General features: G+C 42.6%; 13 protein-coding genes. 1 reads left to right on the top strand and 12 read right to left on the bottom strand.

The features are described from left to right. Positions 1-2: 2 nt before the first annotated feature. The 9 genes from nagB to bglB form a co-directional block, all read right to left on the bottom strand. The gene (gene nagB / locus IJI01_RS07670) at positions 3-737 is read right to left on the bottom strand and encodes a glucosamine-6-phosphate deaminase (RefSeq protein ID WP_292188314.1); all 735 of its coding nucleotides are present in this window, start codon (positions 735-737) and stop codon (positions 3-5) included. After that, positions 737-1,735, bottom strand: a complete 999-nt coding sequence (locus IJI01_RS07665; RefSeq protein ID WP_292188241.1) for an ABC transporter ATP-binding protein — start codon at positions 1,733-1,735, stop codon at positions 737-739. The genes nagB and IJI01_RS07665 overlap by 1 nt, the downstream gene beginning before the upstream one ends. Next, positions 1,722-2,816 (bottom strand): ABC transporter ATP-binding protein, encoded by a 1,095-nt coding sequence (locus IJI01_RS07660; protein ID WP_292188239.1) that lies wholly within the window; start codon positions 2,814-2,816, stop codon positions 1,722-1,724. The genes IJI01_RS07665 and IJI01_RS07660 overlap by 14 nt, the downstream gene beginning before the upstream one ends. Before the next feature lie 19 nt (positions 2,817-2,835). Next, a complete protein-coding gene (locus IJI01_RS07655) occupies positions 2,836-3,954 on the bottom strand; it encodes an ABC transporter permease (protein WP_292188233.1) in 1,119 nt (372 codons plus the stop codon). Further along, positions 3,954-5,054 (bottom strand): ABC transporter permease, encoded by a 1,101-nt coding sequence (locus tag IJI01_RS07650; RefSeq protein ID WP_292188230.1) that lies wholly within the window; start codon positions 5,052-5,054, stop codon positions 3,954-3,956. Before IJI01_RS07650 ends, IJI01_RS07655 begins: the two co-directional genes overlap by 1 nt. A 96-nt stretch (positions 5,055-5,150) precedes the next feature. Beyond that, complete coding sequence (locus IJI01_RS07645; RefSeq protein ID WP_292188227.1) at positions 5,151-7,238, bottom strand: ABC transporter substrate-binding protein; 2,088 nt, start codon at positions 7,236-7,238, stop codon at positions 5,151-5,153. 113 nt (positions 7,239-7,351) lie between these two features. Beyond that, positions 7,352-9,022 carry a hypothetical protein gene (locus tag IJI01_RS07640; RefSeq protein ID WP_292188225.1) on the bottom strand — a complete coding sequence of 557 codons (1,671 nt, stop codon included), beginning with the start codon at positions 9,020-9,022 and terminating at the stop codon, positions 7,352-7,354. A gap of 12 nt (positions 9,023-9,034) precedes the next feature. Continuing rightward, complete coding sequence (locus tag IJI01_RS07635) at positions 9,035-10,006, bottom strand: ROK family protein (protein WP_292188222.1); 972 nt, start codon at positions 10,004-10,006, stop codon at positions 9,035-9,037. 8 nt (positions 10,007-10,014) lie between these two features. Then, positions 10,015-11,103 carry a beta-galactosidase BglB gene (bglB, locus tag IJI01_RS07630; RefSeq protein ID WP_292188220.1) on the bottom strand — a complete coding sequence of 363 codons (1,089 nt, stop codon included), beginning with the start codon at positions 11,101-11,103 and terminating at the stop codon, positions 10,015-10,017. Positions 11,104-11,252: 149 nt separating this feature from the next. Between bglB and IJI01_RS07625 the strand changes: the two genes are divergently transcribed. Next, entirely contained in the window at positions 11,253-12,041 is a 789-nt protein-coding gene (locus tag IJI01_RS07625; protein WP_292188218.1) for an AraC family transcriptional regulator, read from the top strand. Here IJI01_RS07625 and IJI01_RS07620 read toward each other — a convergent pair. From IJI01_RS07620 to IJI01_RS07610, 3 genes are all read right to left on the bottom strand, one after another. After that, a complete protein-coding gene (locus IJI01_RS07620) occupies positions 12,028-13,755 on the bottom strand; it encodes a CehA/McbA family metallohydrolase (protein ID WP_292188215.1) in 1,728 nt (575 codons plus the stop codon). The two genes, IJI01_RS07625 and IJI01_RS07620, sit on opposite strands and share 14 nt — an antisense overlap. 146 nt (positions 13,756-13,901) lie before the next feature. Further along, a complete protein-coding gene (locus IJI01_RS07615) occupies positions 13,902-17,018 on the bottom strand; it encodes an alpha-mannosidase (protein WP_292188213.1) in 3,117 nt (1,038 codons plus the stop codon). Next, on the bottom strand, positions 17,011-17,700 hold the full coding sequence (locus tag IJI01_RS07610; protein WP_292188211.1) for a hypothetical protein: 690 nt from the start codon (positions 17,698-17,700) through the stop codon (positions 17,011-17,013). Before IJI01_RS07610 ends, IJI01_RS07615 begins: the two co-directional genes overlap by 8 nt. Between the last annotated feature and the right edge of the window lie 41 nt (positions 17,701-17,741).

Genomic DNA, 17,741 nt, shown 5'->3' with positions numbered 1-17,741 from the left:
CATTAATAATCTTTCATATATTTAAGTGCTTCATCATCCGCAACTAGCGTAAAATCTGGATGAAGCTGCAAGATAGAAGCTGGAACCTCAGGAGTTACCTCGCCTGTGAGCGCCCTCATAAGGACTTCAGCTTTTTTCTCGCCATCTACTACCATCAGGATCTTCTTGGCCTTCATAATCGTGCCAATTCCCATGGTAATAGCCTGTCTTGGCACCATAGATGCATCCTCGAAGAATCTCTTGTTAGCTTCTATTGTGCTCTCAGAAAGGTCTACAATATGAGTCTTTCTGGTAAAACAGCTGCCTGGCTCATTAAATCCGATGTGTCCGTTTGGACCAAGTCCCAAAAGCTGCATATCTACGCCGCCAAGAGCATCGATGGCTCTCTCATAGCTAAGACACTCGCCTTCTACGTCTTCATTTGTTCCCTCAGGCACATGAACATTGTTCTTCTCAATGTTCACCTTGGAAAAGAGATTCTCATTCATGAAATAGTGGTAGCTCTGAGGATTATCTTCTGAAAGCCCCACATATTCATCCAGATTGAAGGTCTTAACCTTGGAAAAATCCAGATCATCCTTTTTGTACCACTCTACAAGCTGAGCATATATTCCAAGCGGCGTTGAACCTGTAGCCAAGCCTAGAACACAGTTTGGCTTAATGATAATCTGAGCGGATATGATATTGGCAGCCTTGCGGCTCATATCGTTATAATCATGAGCTCTGTAAATTTTCATCATTTGATTTCAAACCCTCTAAGCTTCAATTCCTCAGCATAGATACATGAAGCGAAATGTCCTGGCTCAAGTTCCTTATACTCAGGAGTAAGCTCTTTACACTTTTCATTACAGTATCTGCATCTTGTATGGAAATAACATCCACTTGGTGGATTAGCAGGGTTAGGAATCTCTCCCTTAAGAGGAATTCTCTCCTGCTGATAAGTAGGATCAGCAACAGGTACAGCTGACATAAGAGCCTCGGTGTATGGATGTTTGGGCTTAGTAAAGATCTGCTCTGTCTCACCATACTCAACCATCTTACCAAGGTACATAACACCAACCTTATCAGAAATATGCTCTACTACTGAGAGGTCATGTGAAATGAAGATATATGTAAGCTTCATCTCTTTCTGAAGGTCCTTGAGCAGGTTGATTACCTGGGCCTGAATTGATACATCAAGGGCTGATACCGCCTCATCACAAACAATGATCTTGGGCTTTAATACAAGTGCCCTTGCTATTCCAATACGCTGTCTCTGTCCACCAGAGAATGCGTGTGGATACCTCATAAGATACGCAGGGTTAAGTCCTACCTTCTCGGCCATCTCCTTGGCCAGTCTGTCCATCTCTTCTTTGGGCATCTTGGGATAATTAGCCTTGAGAGGCTCCTTGATGATGTCCAAAACTGTCATTCTGGGATCAAGAGATGAATATGGATCCTGGAAGATCATCTGAATCTCCTTACGGATACCCTTCATCTTCTTTTTATCTACCTTGAGGAAATCTACTTCCTCGCCAGCTTCTGTGCGATAGAAAACCTCGCCCTCTGAAGCATCATAAGCTCTGACAATACATCTTCCAAGGGTTGTCTTACCACATCCGGACTCACCAACGAATCCAATGGTCTCACCCTCTTTTACCGCAAAAGAAACATCTGTAACAGCCTTAACTGTGACATTTTTAGAGGTAAAACGCTTGTGAAGATGCTTTACTTCAAGAATATTATCTTTTTCCACGCTTCTTACCTCCTTCCTCTACTGGTCCTCTTGCTGCCTCCTCCGCAAGTCTCTTCTCAACTTCCTGTCTGTGAGCCTGACATGCAGGGTTATTGCAGTTAAAGCATGCGATCTTGTGACCTGGCTCGATCTCAACAAGTTCTGGCTCAGCCTTATCGCAAAGTCCCTCGATTCTGCAATCGCATCTGTCGTAGAAACCGCACTGCTTGGGCAGGTTCATGGCAAGAGGAACTGTTCCCTCGATAGAGAAGAGTCTCTCGTCCTTTCTGCCACCGATCTTGTGAACAGAACCGATAAGTCCTCTTGTATATGGGTGCTGAGGATTAGCATAAATTGTCTTGGAATCGCCTGTTTCTACGATTCTGCCAAGGTACATAACAGCAACTCTGTCGCACATTTTGGCTACAACGCCAAGGTCATGTGTGATGAAAAGAATCGCCATATTGAACTCCTTCTGGAGTTCCTTCATAAGCTCAAGAATCTGAGCCTGAATTGTTACATCAAGAGCTGTTGTAGGCTCATCTGCAATAAGAAGCTTAGGATTACATACGAGAGCCATAGCGATAAGCGCTCTCTGAAGCATACCACCTGAGAATTCATGAGGATACTGATTGTATCTCTTCTCAACGTTGGCAATACCAACCTTTCTCATTACCTCAAGAGAGATCTCTTTGGCCTTCTTCTTGTCCTTGGTAATATGCAGAAGTGTTGCCTCTGTGATCTGGTTACCAATTGTGTACATTGGAGAAAAGGCTACCATCGGCTCCTGAAAGATCATGGAGATCTGCTTACCTCTTACATTACGGATCTCCTTTCCCTTAGGATCCATCTTGAGAATATCAACCTCTGTGTCATCCTCGTTTCTGAACATGATCTCACCGCGAGGAATACACTTCTTCTCATTGATCGCAAGAATTGACTTACAGGTAATGGATTTTCCACAGCCTGACTCTCCAACAAGTCCCAGAGTCTCGCCACGCTTTATTTCAAAATTTACGCCTCTTACAGGAGTAAGTATTCCTTCCATCATCTTGATGTCGATATGAAGGTCCTTAACTTCCAAAATATTGTCTTTTTCCATAGAAAACTCCTAAAAATAATTACTTGTAAGGATCTGCAGCATCTCTCATTCCATCGCCGAGGAAGTTAAATGCCAAAACAGTAATTGTTACAAAGATAATCGGAATCAGCTTGTGTGGGTTTGCAGCTACGTCTGTAACTGAGCTTGCTTCCTGAAGAAGTACTCCCCAGCTGGTTGCAGGTGATTTGATACCAAGGCCAAGATATGACATTGATGTCTCACCAACGATTGATCCAGGAATACCAAGTGTAAGAGATACGATAAGGTAACTCATGAAGCCTGGTACAAGGTGCTTCCAAATGATCTTCCATGTGGAAACGCCTGATATTCTCGCTGCCATTACATAGTCTTCATTCTTAAGTGACAGGAATTTACCACGTACTACACGTGCCATTCCAGTCCAGTTGATGAAGGACAGGATAATTGTCATGTAAAAATACATCTTAACAGTTGAGATTCCTGCTGGAATAGCTGCTGAAAGTGCCATCCAAAGTGGAATCTGAGGAACAGCTCCGATAACCTCGATGATTCTCTGAATGATCATGTCCAGAACGCCACCGAAATATCCTGAGATTGATCCGATCGCTACGCCCAGGAAGAAACTGATAATCGCGCTGGCAAATGGGATAGACAGAGAAATTCTCGCTCCCAAAAGTACTCTTGAGAAAATATCTCTTCCAAGTGAGTCTGCGCCAAACAGGAAAATCTTGGCTCCTGTGCCACCCTTAGAACCTTCTCCAACACCAAAGAGATGAAGGTCACAAGGGAAAAGACCTAAAACCTTGTACTCTGTACCGTGTACAAAGAACTCAATCTTGTAATACTCTGATAAATCAGGCTCAAGAGTAACTTCAAAGGTCTTCTTGTTAATGCTCTTCTCGAGCTTGTAAACATGTGGTCCCACATGCTGATCTTCGAAAATTGTGTAAATCTTAGTTGGTGCAGAGTTTCTGTAAAGTCCATCGAACTCATCCAGTCCGTATGGTGCAAGGAAATCTGCGAATAATGCTGAAATATAAAGTACTGCCAGAATGATAAATGAAACCTGAGCCAGCTTGTGCTTTTTCAGCTTTCTTGCCATCAATGTCCACTGGGAGGCAAGATAATAATCTTCTTTTGATTTTAACTTTTTAGCCATTATCTGCCACCTCCTGAGTAACGGATTCTAGGATCAAGGAATGCAAGGGCAATATCAGAGAACAGCACACCAATTACAACCAGTACTGCCTGAACCATAACGATAGCACCAGCGAGGTACATGTCCTGTGACTGAAGAGCCTTATAAAGTACAGGTCCCTGAATCTGCATGTTCAGAACCATAGCTGTAACAGTTGATCCTGAGAAAAGACTTGAAAGAACTCCGCCAAGTCCTGATACTGTAGGGTTGATAGCTGCTCTGAAGCAGTATTTCATAATGATCTTACCTTCAGAAACACCCTTTGCTCTTGCTGTAAGTGTGTACTGCTTGGCAACCTCATCAAGCATCTGTGCACGAACAGAACGGATGATTCCGCAGGTTCCGCTGGTACCGATAACTATGATAGGAATGATCATTCTCTTTAAGAAATCACCAAAATTATATAAATGAATGCCGTTTTTAAGCATCTCCTGTGTAAACAGACCTACGTTAGCATTGCCAGTCCATTTATAGGAAAGATACATCAGCACAATAGCCAAAATGAAGTTAGGTATCGCAGTTCCAAGGAAACCAATAATAGCAGAGACATAATCTCCTACCGAATACTGGTGTGTACTAGCGTAAACCGCTATAGGAATTGATACCAGATATTGAAACAGCATGATAATCGCTGTAACACCTATGGTTAGTCCAAGTCTGTCATTAACAACACTCCAAACATCACGACCATAGGCAAAAGAATACTTCCAGTTATGATGTGAATGATACAGTCTGTAATATGCTGTGTCAGAAGGTGTCCAGATTATATCCTTAACCCATTTAATATATTGCTGCCATACAGGCAGATCCAGTCCGTAGTCCTCTCGCATTGATGCAGCATAATCAGCATCAACCAGCTCTCCTTCTGTTGCAAGCGCAGCAATATGCGCAGAAACATAATCCCCCGGAGGAAGCTGTATTACGAAGAAAACAAGTATTGAGATGAGCAGCAGTGTAGGAATAAACCACAGTATACGCTTAAAGATATACTGAACCAGGTCTCTTCTAAAGAACTCTTTTAAGTTCTCTACAAAGCTGTTTTTGCTTAATTTTTCCTCCATCGATAAATCCCTTCCTATAAAAACCGGAGACGTGGAAACCCCCTCACGTCTCCGGCAATCATAATTCAATACATTATATAACCTTTGTTATTTTAATTACTCTGCCTTAAAGAGCACTTCATAGTGTGTCATGTTAGAGTACTGATAACAGTCTGCAGATACAAGATTGTCTGCATAATTGTGAAGCTTGGATGTAATAAGCTCGAAGTAACCTTCTGCCTTAAGGTAAGCAATTGACCAGAGGTTTTCCTTGTGGATCTTGTAAATCTCAGCCTGGTAATTGTCTCTCTCTGTCTCGTCAGATGTAAGTCTCCACTTATCATAGAGCTCTACGAGCTTAGCAAGATCTCCAGTTGGCTCAACACCCTGAGCACCCTTAGTTGCATAGTATGTACCATATTCGCCATACCACTCAGCTGCCTGTGCGATAGGAACAAATGGAGCTGCTCTATCCTTAAGTGAAGCACCGCCAACAGCTGTGTGAGGTCCCATTACTGCAACCCAGTCATTGTTATCTACTGCTTCATCAAATGCTGCAACCTCGAGGTTCTTGAGTGCGCAGTTGATACCGATTGCCTTGTAGTACTGCTCGAATACTGGATAAGACTCGTCAGCACCACCGTCATATGCAAGGAATGTAAGCATAAGGTCTGAACCATCAGCGAATTTGTAGAATCCATCAGATCCCATTACAAGTCCGCAGCCTTCAAGGAGGCTCTTAGCCTTGTCTACATCATACTCTGTCCACTTAGCTTCCCAGTCAGGATCATATCCAACGTTGCCCTCTGCAGGTGCACACTGTCCTGGCTCAAGGAATCCATCTGTAAGAAGCTCAGATACCTGCTCTCTGTCTACGCCGATTGACATAGCCTGACGGAAATCAGCATTAGCAAAAAGATCTGCATAGTTCTTATCAGGATTTGTATAGTTGAAAGTTACCTGGTAGCTACCCCATGCTGTTGATCCCCACTCACGAAGTGAAGCAGAGTCACCAAGGTCTGCAAGTGTAGCTGCGATATCCTTCATTGCTACTGTGATAACATCAATCTCTCCTGAACGGAACATAAGAAGATCCTGTCCATCCTCTGAAGTCTGATTGAAGTGAAGTGCATCTACATATGGTAGCTGATTGCCTGCTGCATCAACTTTCCAGAAGTATGGGTTACGATCCATGATGCAAAGTGTATCGTCCTTGGAGCTGTTTCCAGGAACTGTTGAAAGAACGAATGCGCTAACTGTAGGTACTCCTGCTACGTTCCAGAAGTTGTAAGAAACCGCCTTACCAAGATCCTTAACAGTAGCTGCATCGATGTTCTTCTTCTGAGCGTTAGCAAGAACTTCTTCCTCAGAAAGTCCTGTTGACTGCCAATACTCATTCTCTACATAAGGATAATCCTCAGAATCAGGAATAAGATCGCTTAAGTAATGAGCTGGAGCCCAGCACCATTTGAAATCGCCATTTTCAATGAAATCTGCAGGGTACTTAGGGTTAACGAATGTCCATGTTACAGTGTAATCATCAACCTTCTTAAGTGTTGCCCATGCATCCTCGCCATCAACTTCTTCCTTAAGAGCAGCCCAACTCTTCTTGCTATCGTAGTTGGTGAGGTGGCACATGTAATACCAGAATGTAATGTCGTCAGCTGTGAACGGCTCACCATCTGACCACTTCATGCCTTCTCTAAGATTGAAAGTCCAAACTGTGTAGTCATCGCTGTGCTCGAATGACTTAATAACGTTTGGATAGTATGAACCATCTGTGTTGTATCTGATGATAGACTCAAGAGATGGTCTTGAAAGTCCCCAGCTTCCGCCTGCTGGTCCAAGATTGATAACCCCGCCATATGTACCAATCTCAAGTGGAGCACCAGTAGCATCTACTGTCTCTACAAATACATTATTAGCATCAGGTACTCTCTCTTCTACTGCAGGAAGTGTACCAGCTGCAACCTGATCTGCAAGCATTGGAGCCTCTGCAAATCCGTCTACTTTAACCTCCTCCATGTTGGAAGCGATATCTCCTGTCTGAGTTGCATCAGCTGTCTGCTCAGTTGCTTCTGTAGCAGCAGTCTCTGCACCAGTATTGGATGGAGTAGCTGCTCCGCCACAACCTGCAAGCATTGTGAATGAGGTTGCTGCAGCCAAAACCAGTGATACTGCTTTTGAGTTAATTTTCCTTCTCATAATTCCTCCTTTGTCGCTTTCGCTATACCTTACGATATTCATATTTTATCAAACCGCCAATCCTTGAAATAGCTGATTTTTTTGCTTATTTGCAAAAAACATTGCATTTTTTGTCATTTAGAAAATTGACTACGCATATTTCGGATGGTGATGGTGTGATCAAAACCTGTATAATCAGTGAAATAGACTGTTGAAGAGCCCGAATTAGTAAGCTCAGAGTCCTCTTTACCCTCCATGAATCTATGAGTTCCAAAAGCAGGGCCTACAATCAGCATATCCTTGCTGTTAGAGAGCTCAACATAGTCATCTTTGGCGATAATAGTCTCGTTACCTTTAAGAGTAGTTGCAAGATGGCCATTTTCCATGAAGTTTGCTCCAGTCAGAGACATCTCGATTCTCCAAGGAGCACCTTCTACGCCACTTGTCTTAACTCTTACATCTATTCCGTCTTTATCAGCACTCTCTTTTACCCACACATCGATGTTCATATCAGGGCCCATCTTCTTGTCTCTTGAAGCATTGTCCATCTGCCACCAGTCGTTGGTCTCAGGAATCTTGTCTGCGCTCCAAGGCAGGTAATACCAGCCGTGCATTGTCTGATGAAGATGCAGTCCATCCTCGGTTTCTTCCATGGTCTCTGACTTGAAGGCTCTATGCTCGCAGAAGCTTCCAGCAACCTTCATCTCAAGCTTGATAGTTCCATTGTGAAAGTACAGGAAATTGGACTTTCCATTCATGACTGTATAGGTGTATCTTCCAGTTTTACTCCTGGAAATACCGGAATTCTGGTAAAAGACCTTATAATCCGGATTCTTGTATAAGCCAGCATGCTCAATATTTCTCCACTCCGGGTACCACATGAAGTAAATCAGGCAGTCAGGGCCATGAAGATTACGCCTCTTGCAAATATCGATAATTGAATTGGCCATCTCGTAGAACTCGGTAATTCCATGCCTCTGAGCCATCAGCATGTACTCAGTATAGTAATCTGTCGGATACATGAGCCTGTCTTTATCAAATCTTGTAGAATTGGCCGTAAATACTGAATCGTCAGGCTCCCAGTAATGAAGCATCATCCTGAGGTTCCTGATAACGTGTTCCTCGTAAGATGCATCTCCTGTAGCCTCCGCCAGAGTGATCATGGCATCATTATTGACTCTGTTATAATTACCAGCAGATTTCTCTGCATATTCTCCGTCTTCGTTGCAATCTATGCCTTCTGCAAGATATCTTTCAGCGCATTTCTTCATTTCTTCATCGCCGTAAATCTTATAGCATTCCATCAGAGTTGACGCGATCGCCCATCTGTGATTAGGGGTATGAAAACCACCTGTTATTATTCCTTTAGCGGCCCTGCCTATGATTCCGTCGATGATTTTGAAGATTACTTCCTCTCCGGAATTTCTCTTTTCCCCTCTGATATCTCTCAGGTAAAAGAAAAATGGCATGAGCTTTTTGATACAAAATGCTGTATCAGGTGCAGAGCTGAAGTTACAGGTAACATAATCAAAAAGCCCACTATCAAGCTGCATTTTCTCAGTAAACTTAAGACCTGCAATTATCCTCTTATAGAGCTTTTCATCCCCATAGAGCTCACCGTCTCTGTTGCAGAAAAGAGCTATCATAGAAGCCGTGCGATATATGGTAAATTTCGCATCCAGGATGTGATTATCATCCAAAAAGGCTCCATAATTCTCATTTTCCTCATCCATTATCTGTCTGCACATAGACTCATAAACCAGTTCCTGTGTGTCATTCAGAATAAACTCATAATGCTTTTCCATTTCTGTCCTCCGTCACATCTTGTAAATAAGAGCAGCGCCAATTATTCCAATATCTCCGCTGTCTGAAATGCCCTTAGACAGCATGATCTCTGTATTCTTACTGCTATTTCTCGAATAAATGCCCTTAGCCACTAGCTCTTTTAACCTATCAAGGTACAGATCTGCAGCTTTTGTAATACCACCGCTGAGAGTCAGCACATCAGGCTGGAAGATGTTGATAATATTGATGATTCCTTCTGATAAATAGAACAGATATTGCTCCAGAACCTGCGCAGCTACCTTATCCCCGCTTCTCACAGCCTCAAAGAATATCTCTCCATCCAGCTCTTCCCTTGATGAAACCCGACTACTTAGCATACTCTTTTTGCCCTCAGGAGAAGAAATTGCCTCCCAGGCTAAATTCATGAGGCCTTCTGCAGAAGCATAATCCTCAAAGCAACCTTTTCTGCCGCAGTTGCAATCTACGCCATCAAAATTGATGGTCATATGGCCAAACTCAGCTGCTGCGTAGTTGCATCCCCTAAGGACACGGCCATTTATGATAACTCCACCGCCAATTCCGGTTCCGATTGTCATCATCACAAAGTTCTTGGCATGATAATCCCCAGTTATATACTCACCGATAGCCGCAGCATTTGCATCGTTATCAAAGTAAATCTTGTCTGCAAGTATGTCCCCAAGTGCCTTTTTAAGCTCAGATAAAAATGGCACATCCTCAAAGCCAAGGTTGTTGGCATACAATACCTTACCCGACTCCGGATCCAGCGTTCCAGGAACGCCTACGCCGATAGCTGTGACCATCTCTGGCTTAACCTGAGCAGTCCCCATCAGGTCTTTGACCAGCTCTGCAATTGCACCTATCATTTCGGATGGAGTCTTGGCATCTTTGGTCTTTATGGATTTCTTTTCCACAATCCTGTAGGACTCATCCACTATTCCGGCAGCAATATTGGTGCCGCCTATATCTACCCCTATTCTGAACATTCTCTACCTCAAACCTTTAATATTTCCAACAAAAATAGCATTGCCAGCGCCTGACCATATGGCATTGGCTTAATCTCAATTCCCTTGTAGAAATCCTTGGATTCTCTTCCCATTGGAGTTCCATAGGACACCTGATTAACAGTTCCGTCCAGATCTATGAGCTTCATCATTGGCTCAAGAGCCTTCATGCCCACTTCTCTGTACTTTTCATCTATAAGTCCCAGGCGAACAGCCTTGAGAATTCCATATGCAAATCCGCATGTAGCACTGGCTTCCAGATATGAAGATGGGTCATCCACAAGTGTGTGCCACATTCCCTCATCCTGATATTTCTCAAGAGCCTTAACCTGCTGAAGGAACGCCTCAACGAGGAATTTCCTATCCGCGCCTGTTACATCAGCTATATCGAGATATTCGGGGATAGCAATAGTAAACCAGCAGTTTCCTCTGCCCCAGAGGGCCTCTGCGAAGTTATGATGCCCCTCAAAGGTCCATCCATGGTACAAAAGACCTGTCTTGTGATCCACAAGATATTTAATATGGAGAAGGAACTGGTATCTGGCCTCTTCCCTATATTCGTTGTTATCCTCAATCTCACCCATAAGAGCCAGGAACATTACTGTCATAAAAAGAGTGTCATCCCAGAGCTCCCCTGTATTCTCACTATCAGAAGTTCTATGCTGAATTCCGCCCTCTTCTGTTCTGGCAAATTCGTGCATTATAGCCTCAGCCCACTCGTGGCAGACCTTTCTATACTCCTCTTTTCCTGTATCTCTTAAGAGAAATCCCAGAGTTAAAAGAGGTGCACAGGTATTTACATTCTTGGCTGGAAGTCCTAAAGAGATTTCCTTATCATAGAAGCTCTTAAGAAAATCCAGATAATCCTTCCTATCGAGCTCATATGCCAGCTGATAGAGACCATAGAGTCCAACTCCCTGAGTCCACTCCCAGTGCTGATATCTTGAAACATCATCCCCTGCAAGGTTCTTGGTCTTCATATTCTCCAGAAACTGTTCATCGTCCTCATACAGGAACTTCTGAAAGCTCTGAGCCAAAACCTCTAATTTAGGCATGATTTCATTTTTAACTACTACCATTTGCTACCTCTTTCTATTTCATTTATACTTATCTTATGCTTATAAACGACAATATTTATTACGAAGACAACCATTACATAATCATCAACAACATCCCTAATAACATCTATTATTATTTCGACTACGATAAAAGGGATGCCTCGGTTAATATGGAATTCCAACATTTGCATCCATATTACGAGATCTTGTTCCTGCTTGCGCCTAACGCAACTCACCTGATTGAGGGTGTTCCCTACAACATTCACATGGGTGATTTCGTGTTATTGGCGCCTTCTGTTATGCACAAATCCGTTTACTATAAGGGAGATCCCAGTAAACGTCTCATCATAGATTTCATGTACCCTCTGGATAAACCTGAAAGTGCTGATGCTTACAAGGAAATCTTAGCTCCTTTCCATGTAGACAATCCTGTGTACAGGTTCAGCTTCCAGGATCAGCAGAAACTGATTGATATTCTAAATAACCTATTTATCTTTTCAAAAGAACATAAATATTACGGTAATCCTGCTGATGAATTTTATATTCACAACAAATTCCAGGAATTCCTCTATACTCTCTACGAATTAAAGGACAGAAACACCTATTCCAACGATCAGAGCTACAACTCCATCGAGCAGAAAATATACGAGGTTTCTTCATATATTCACACTCATTACGACGAAGACATCTCACTTGATACGCTATCCGAGCAGTTCTTTATAAGTACAAGCTACTTATCAAGGGAGTTTAAACAGGTAACTGGCTTCAACTTATCCAATTACATCCAGCTCACCAGGATCAAGAACGCTCAGTATCAGCTGGTATCCAGCAATAAAAAGATTTCTGCAATCGCTCAGGAATGTGGCTTCTCCTCTTTCTCTCAGTTCAACAGAATCTTTAACAAGATTTCCGGAACTTCTCCGAGAGAGTATCGCCAGAGCGCAGTTATCGGCAAATGATTACCGGATTGGTTATGGCAAGGTTTGTACAATCATCCTGTGCCATAAAGTACAGATAGTTACCATCAGGAATGGCTTCCTCTATGTCCATACTATAGTCATAGAAGCCATTCTTTTTTTCTGCACAAAGAGGAATCTCTTTGACTACGCCGTTTTCAGTGCATATCTTAAACTCCTTAAGAGGCCTGTTTGCAAGAAGTTTAACCTCTACTGAAAGCTTATCTATCTTCTTTTTACCCTCCGAAAGCCTTACATTATGTCCCGGAATCTTGCCATTTACCTTAGTCAAAAGAATAGGTCCATTGGTCAAAAAGCTTCTGCCAAGGCGAAGTCTGTTCATAATGTACTCAGGGTTATGAGTGTTTTCCTTGGATTCTGTGACATCAAAGTTAATATATGTTCTGACACAGCCACTTGTAAGATTTGTCTCAGCCCACTTCTCCAAAATAGGAAGGAGCTTATCACCAATCTCTAGCATTACTCTGGTTTCATCGGCATACTTATCAGACAGCTCTTTTTCATTAGCCTTAATGGCATCTATGGTATCCATCACATCGTCAAACAGAACGTGATAGTCGTCAGCGCATATATTGTGGGTATCACTTCCTGTTGTCGCTGGCAGGAAAAGACCTCTCTTCATGCATCGATTCCACAGATCCATGGCTGCATCATTGGTAGAGCCTGCCATCATAGGATTGGAGCCATTCCAAATCTCCATTGTCTCGAAGATATCAAGCATATCTTCAAAATCAGGATTCCAGGAAATAGACTTCTGAAGGTCTCTTGGATGATTGATCTGCGCAAGACCACCATTTTCCTTGATCTCGTCTGTAATCCTCACAAATTCGTTTCTAAGATACTCATCAGTACGATTCACATCATCAGGAATCGCGTAAATTACATCTATTGGCACTCCCATAGCCATTACATGGCCGTTAGAAGTCGAAATCTCTTTAGATATGATCGGTACAAAATTATCTCTCTTATTGGCCTTCCATGCTGGATGACTGAGGATAATGTGATGATCAGAAAGTGCTCCATAAGCAAGGCCCATGGCCATCATGGAATTCGCAACCTGTTCAGGGGTCTCAACAACGTCGTCGTCTCCGCCAAAAACAGGACTTGAATAAACGCAGTGGTGATGAAGCTCTCCGGAAATCCATCCCTCACCCTCAAGATTCACAAATCTGTTCAGGTCATAAGATTTATTTGTAAATTTGCCTTCTGTAATTTCGATATCATCTGTTAGTATTTCGCATTCACAGCCCTTGGATACTTCAATGACATATTTACCGACTGGAAGCTTTCTGGAAAGGCATCCATCAAAGCCTGTCATATCGCGGATCATGGTGATCTTACCATTTACTCTGTCGAAGTTTGCAGCTTCCTCGCCCTCAAGGAGCTTGAAAAACTTGACCTGAGCAGGTGTTCCAACGCCGCTAAATCTGGTCTCTACAAACACATTTCCCAATGGCACATCCGGGCTGATTATTCCATTGTTATGGAATCTGTTCCTGTCATTTTTAGCAGAATAATCTACTTCGTTGGTGCGCTTGTGAGCCGGATCAACGTATTTTTCATTAACTACTCTTACATATTTATAGAGTCTGTCCGCATCCATGGCGCTGACCACCTTGTCAGATACGCCTTCCTCTCTATATATTCCCTGTAAAAGACCTATAGCAATACTCAAAAACTTGGTTTCTTTACTCATAATCTTCTCCTAAAAAAAGAATGCATGACATAGATTAACCCTATATCATACATTCTATTTTCTTATCCGCGCATTATCTACGCGGTTTTTATGTCAAATCCACAAAAAGATTGCATTTTTTGCGAAAGTGGTTCTGTTTGCTATTTTCATCCCATAGCTACGTGTATTGTTCTGATTTCAAAAGGTTTAAACTCAATTCTGAGCTCTTTTGTCGATGGATCATAGTTCATAGTTCCGCCAGTGATGCGGTTCTCAAGAAGATCACATTCGTAAACATCAGTGATACTCTTATCTACGCCCTTCAAAAGTTTCGCTGATACGCTATGACTCTGGCCATGACCCTCGTACAGTCTGATGATAATACCATTACTATCTTCTGCAAGCTTTATAGAGCTAATGTAAACTCCCTTTTCTCCAGATAGATCAATTATTCCATCGGACATATTCTTCATAGCTTCAAACCACTCAGAAGCTGTCGCCATTTGCTCTGGCACATACCTATGCTCTAAGAGATTGAACTTCTCCGCCTCTTCTATAACACCACCTTCTCTGTAATCACCCTTATGTGGTAAAAGAGAATAATTAAACTCGTGGAGTCCCTGATCGGCATCAGGATTAGGGAAGATTCCTGACTTGATAAGTGTAAGCCTCATAAGCTTATCAGAAGAATCGTAACCATATTTACTGTCATTAATAACAGCAACGCCGTAGCCACCCTTCTCATCCGAAATATCCATCCAGCGATGAGCACAGCACTCAAACTTAGCCTTGTCCCAGCTGTTTTCTCTCTTAAGATTCCTTTTTATGTTACCAAACTGAATCTCACAGCTGATCTCATCGGCTTCAACATCCACTGGGAAAGCTGCTTTCAGCAGAATCTGATGCTCGTGCCAGTCGGCTTTTGTTTTGAAATCAATTCGCCTTGAATCATTATCAATTACTATAGTCTGCTCAATAGTTGAGTTCCTGAACTTTCTCCTGATGCTGATTTCTGCCCTGTGTCCATCATTGGATAACACTTTTAACTCTTCCAGCTCAGTAATATCCCTGCTCACATCTACAAAATCTACATCAATATTCCATGCATCGTACTCTCTTGGCTCATCCTTAAAGGCAATCAGACGGTTAAGCGGCCCCTGAGACTTATCACAGACTTCTTTATTCGCCTCTTTATCAATAAGGCTCACAATCTCACCGTTCTGGTCAAAAGAGATTGTATAATATGAAGTTTCAATTACAAGCCCATCTTCACTTTGACTAGTCTTTATTCCTGATGTGCCCTGTTCGCCGCATTTATCTGACAGATGCTCACTTTTACCAGAAGATTTTGCCAGAAATTCTCCAAGATATTCTGCTTCTGCATCCGCTCTAACAGCAGTGTCTATCACATCTTTAACAATATCAATCGCTTTTTTATAATTCTCTTCAGAAACCTGATATACTTCTTCAATTGAAGATCCCGGAAGGATATCATGGAACTGATTGAGCATAATTATCTTCCATGCATCAAGCAGCTCTTTTCTCGGATATGGCTTACCTTCCTTGATGTAAGCCCATGTACATATTGCCTCTGCTTCCTGCATCAGAAGCTCAAGCCTTCTGTTATATCTCTTGTTCTTGCCCATGGAGGTATAGGTTCCTCTGTGGAATTCAAGATATAGCTCATCATCCCACACTGGAACATCACTATTATCACTGACTTTCTCAAGAAGTCCGTCCATAAACTTAGATACAGACTTCTGAATAGTCTTGGGACAACCAGGAATGCCCTTACGAAGCCTTCTGTCCATTTCCAGCATCTCCCATGTAGGGCCACCACCGCCATCACCAAAGCCATAGCAGGTCAAAGTTTCGTTGGTTATGCTCTTTTCCCTGAAGGCTCTCCAAGTGCCCATGATCTGGCTCGCATCCTGTCTGCCGTTGTAGGTATAATTCAGAATTCCGCCCTCTCTCATAACCTCATCAGCCTTGGGCAGATCGCAGGTTGTGATTATATATGTAGGAACCTCCGTTCCATCTATGCCCTTCCACATAAAAAGATCGTGTGGGAGCCTGTTTGTATCGTTCCAGGCAAGCTTTGTTGTCACAAATGCCCTGATTCCACTCTTTTTGAGAATTTGTGGCATTGCTCCACTATACCCAAAGACATCCGGGAGCCAGAGAATATCACTGTCTACACCAAACATCTCCTTGAAATATCTTTTACCATATAGAATCTGCCTGACAAGGCTTTCACCGCTTGTAAGATTGCAATCAGCCTCAAGCCACATAGCTCCCTCAGGCTCAAATCTGCCCTCTTTAACTCTCTCTACTATTTCCTCAAAGAGTTCTGGCTCATCTTCCCTGACAAATTCGTACATCTGAGGAGTACTTGCCATGAAAAGATACTCAGGATAGTGCTTCATAAGCTCCATAACTGTGGAGTAGCTGCGAATGACCTTCTCTCTAGTCTGTCTCACAGTCCATTTCCAGGCAACATCAATATGAGTATGTCCAACGCTGGCTACTGTAAGACCAGTATCACTCTTTCCATAGAGGTTTTCCTCCAGAAATGCTGAGATTTTTGCCACTGGAAGCTTGCACGCCTTATCAAGCACCGATAAGATCAGTTCTGCGCCCTCTTTATCAACCGGCTGAGCACTATTTACCGCTGCTTTATCGCTCAGTAGGTCAATGGCATTTTTTCTGGAATCCAGGCCCAACATAGCCTTAGCTCCATCAAAAGGCACACACATATCAAAATATGCTGCTTTAGCCACTTCGTCGCAAGCTGCAAGCTCCATTTTAAGGTAATTACCATTAACAGATAGATTGGAATAGGCATAAATAGCGATGTCTACAGTTCTATCTGTATTTTTTCCCCAGTCATCAATACCATAAATGCTGACACAGTTGTGGTTCATGTCCATGCCACTTCGCCTGATTCCATTTATATACACCAGCATCTGCGGATTATCTGTATTCCAAATGTCATCCGCACCTGTAGATAGGAAAAAGAAAACCTCTTTTCCCGCAAATCTCTCAGGAACAGTGACAGTTACACGGAAAAACTCATGTCCATCAGGCTCGCCCCAGACAGAGCCAGCCTCGAAGCTATCCCAATCAGAACAGTCCCCCAAAAGCTCAGCTCTATGGCCATATGGAACTTTTTTGCACCTTATTCCATCTGGTGACATAACTTCAGTAATATCCGCTCTATCACCAAACATCTGGCTTTTTAAGCCCTCTATGATGCTATTGATTTTCTCTAATCTGTCATCCATAAACAATCCCCAATCTGTCCAGTTCTGCCTTTAAAAACTCCGGAATCATCTCATGTAAAGCATCCAGTTCGACATAATCTTCCCTGGCTATATCACACTTTTCAAACTCCATTGATGGAATAAAACTGAAGTTGTCCCTTATATAAGCAGCAACCTTTCTGTTATCCTCTTCTGAAATATGAATATCTGCAAGATATCTCTCAGGAGCGTCAAGGCCATGAATTCCTGCAAATCTATCACATGCCTCAAAAAGCTCAGGATATATGCTCATAAGCTCTTTAGACGCCAGCATCGCATGCTTACCTGGCTGAGAATACATCACAACATGTGATTCATCCTGAATCTGCGCGCAAGTCACAGCATTATCAATTTCCTCTGGTCTATATGCATTTAGAAATCTGCCATGATAGCTTCCTTCTGCACCTACAACTGCACCATCTTTCCCTATATATACCCATATGTGCTCAAGATCGTACAAATGCTGAATATCATAATCGAGATAGTATACGTATTCCAGCACTCTATCCGCACCAGGATAGTTACCAAAATCAAATACCCTGTTAAAAGAGTTACTCCTGCAACCATCCTCTGAATACTCAAAAAAGCCAACTTTCTTGATTTTAAAGGGCTCTTTTTTATCCATTAATATCACTGGTTCATATTTATATGCATCCTGATTCACTTAATTTACCTCAAATACTAACCTGTATAAAAACCGCGCGG

Origin of the sequence: Butyrivibrio sp. (assembly GCF_017433805.1) — a bacterium.
Classification (GTDB): Bacteria; Bacillota; Clostridia; order Lachnospirales; family Lachnospiraceae; genus Butyrivibrio.
Note: the sequence above shows the minus strand (reverse complement) of the source record. Positions and strands in the feature narration are given on the sequence as shown.

Bases quoted from the DNA above. Each gene is read 5' to 3' on its own strand.
- nagB (WP_292188314.1), bottom strand. From the start codon at position 737: ATGAAAATTTACAGAGCTCATGATTATAACGATATGAGCCGCAAGGCT.
- IJI01_RS07660 (WP_292188239.1), bottom strand. From the start codon at position 2,816: ATGGAAAAAGACAATATTTTGGAAGTTAAGGACCTTCATATCGACATC.
- IJI01_RS07655 (WP_292188233.1), bottom strand. From the start codon at position 3,954: ATGGCTAAAAAGTTAAAATCAAAAGAAGATTATTATCTTGCCTCCCAG.
- IJI01_RS07650 (WP_292188230.1), bottom strand. From the start codon at position 5,054: ATGGAGGAAAAATTAAGCAAAAACAGCTTTGTAGAGAACTTAAAAGAG.
- IJI01_RS07645 (WP_292188227.1), bottom strand. From the start codon at position 7,238: ATGAGAAGGAAAATTAACTCAAAAGCAGTATCACTGGTTTTGGCTGCA.
- IJI01_RS07640 (WP_292188225.1), bottom strand. From the start codon at position 9,022: ATGGAAAAGCATTATGAGTTTATTCTGAATGACACACAGGAACTGGTT.
- IJI01_RS07635 (WP_292188222.1), bottom strand. From the start codon at position 10,006: ATGTTCAGAATAGGGGTAGATATAGGCGGCACCAATATTGCTGCCGGA.
- bglB (WP_292188220.1), bottom strand. From the start codon at position 11,103: ATGGTAGTAGTTAAAAATGAAATCATGCCTAAATTAGAGGTTTTGGCT.
- IJI01_RS07625 (WP_292188218.1), top strand. From the start codon at position 11,253: ATGGAATTCCAACATTTGCATCCATATTACGAGATCTTGTTCCTGCTT.
- IJI01_RS07620 (WP_292188215.1), bottom strand. From the start codon at position 13,755: ATGAGTAAAGAAACCAAGTTTTTGAGTATTGCTATAGGTCTTTTACAG.
- IJI01_RS07615 (WP_292188213.1), bottom strand. From the start codon at position 17,018: ATGGATGACAGATTAGAGAAAATCAATAGCATCATAGAGGGCTTAAAA.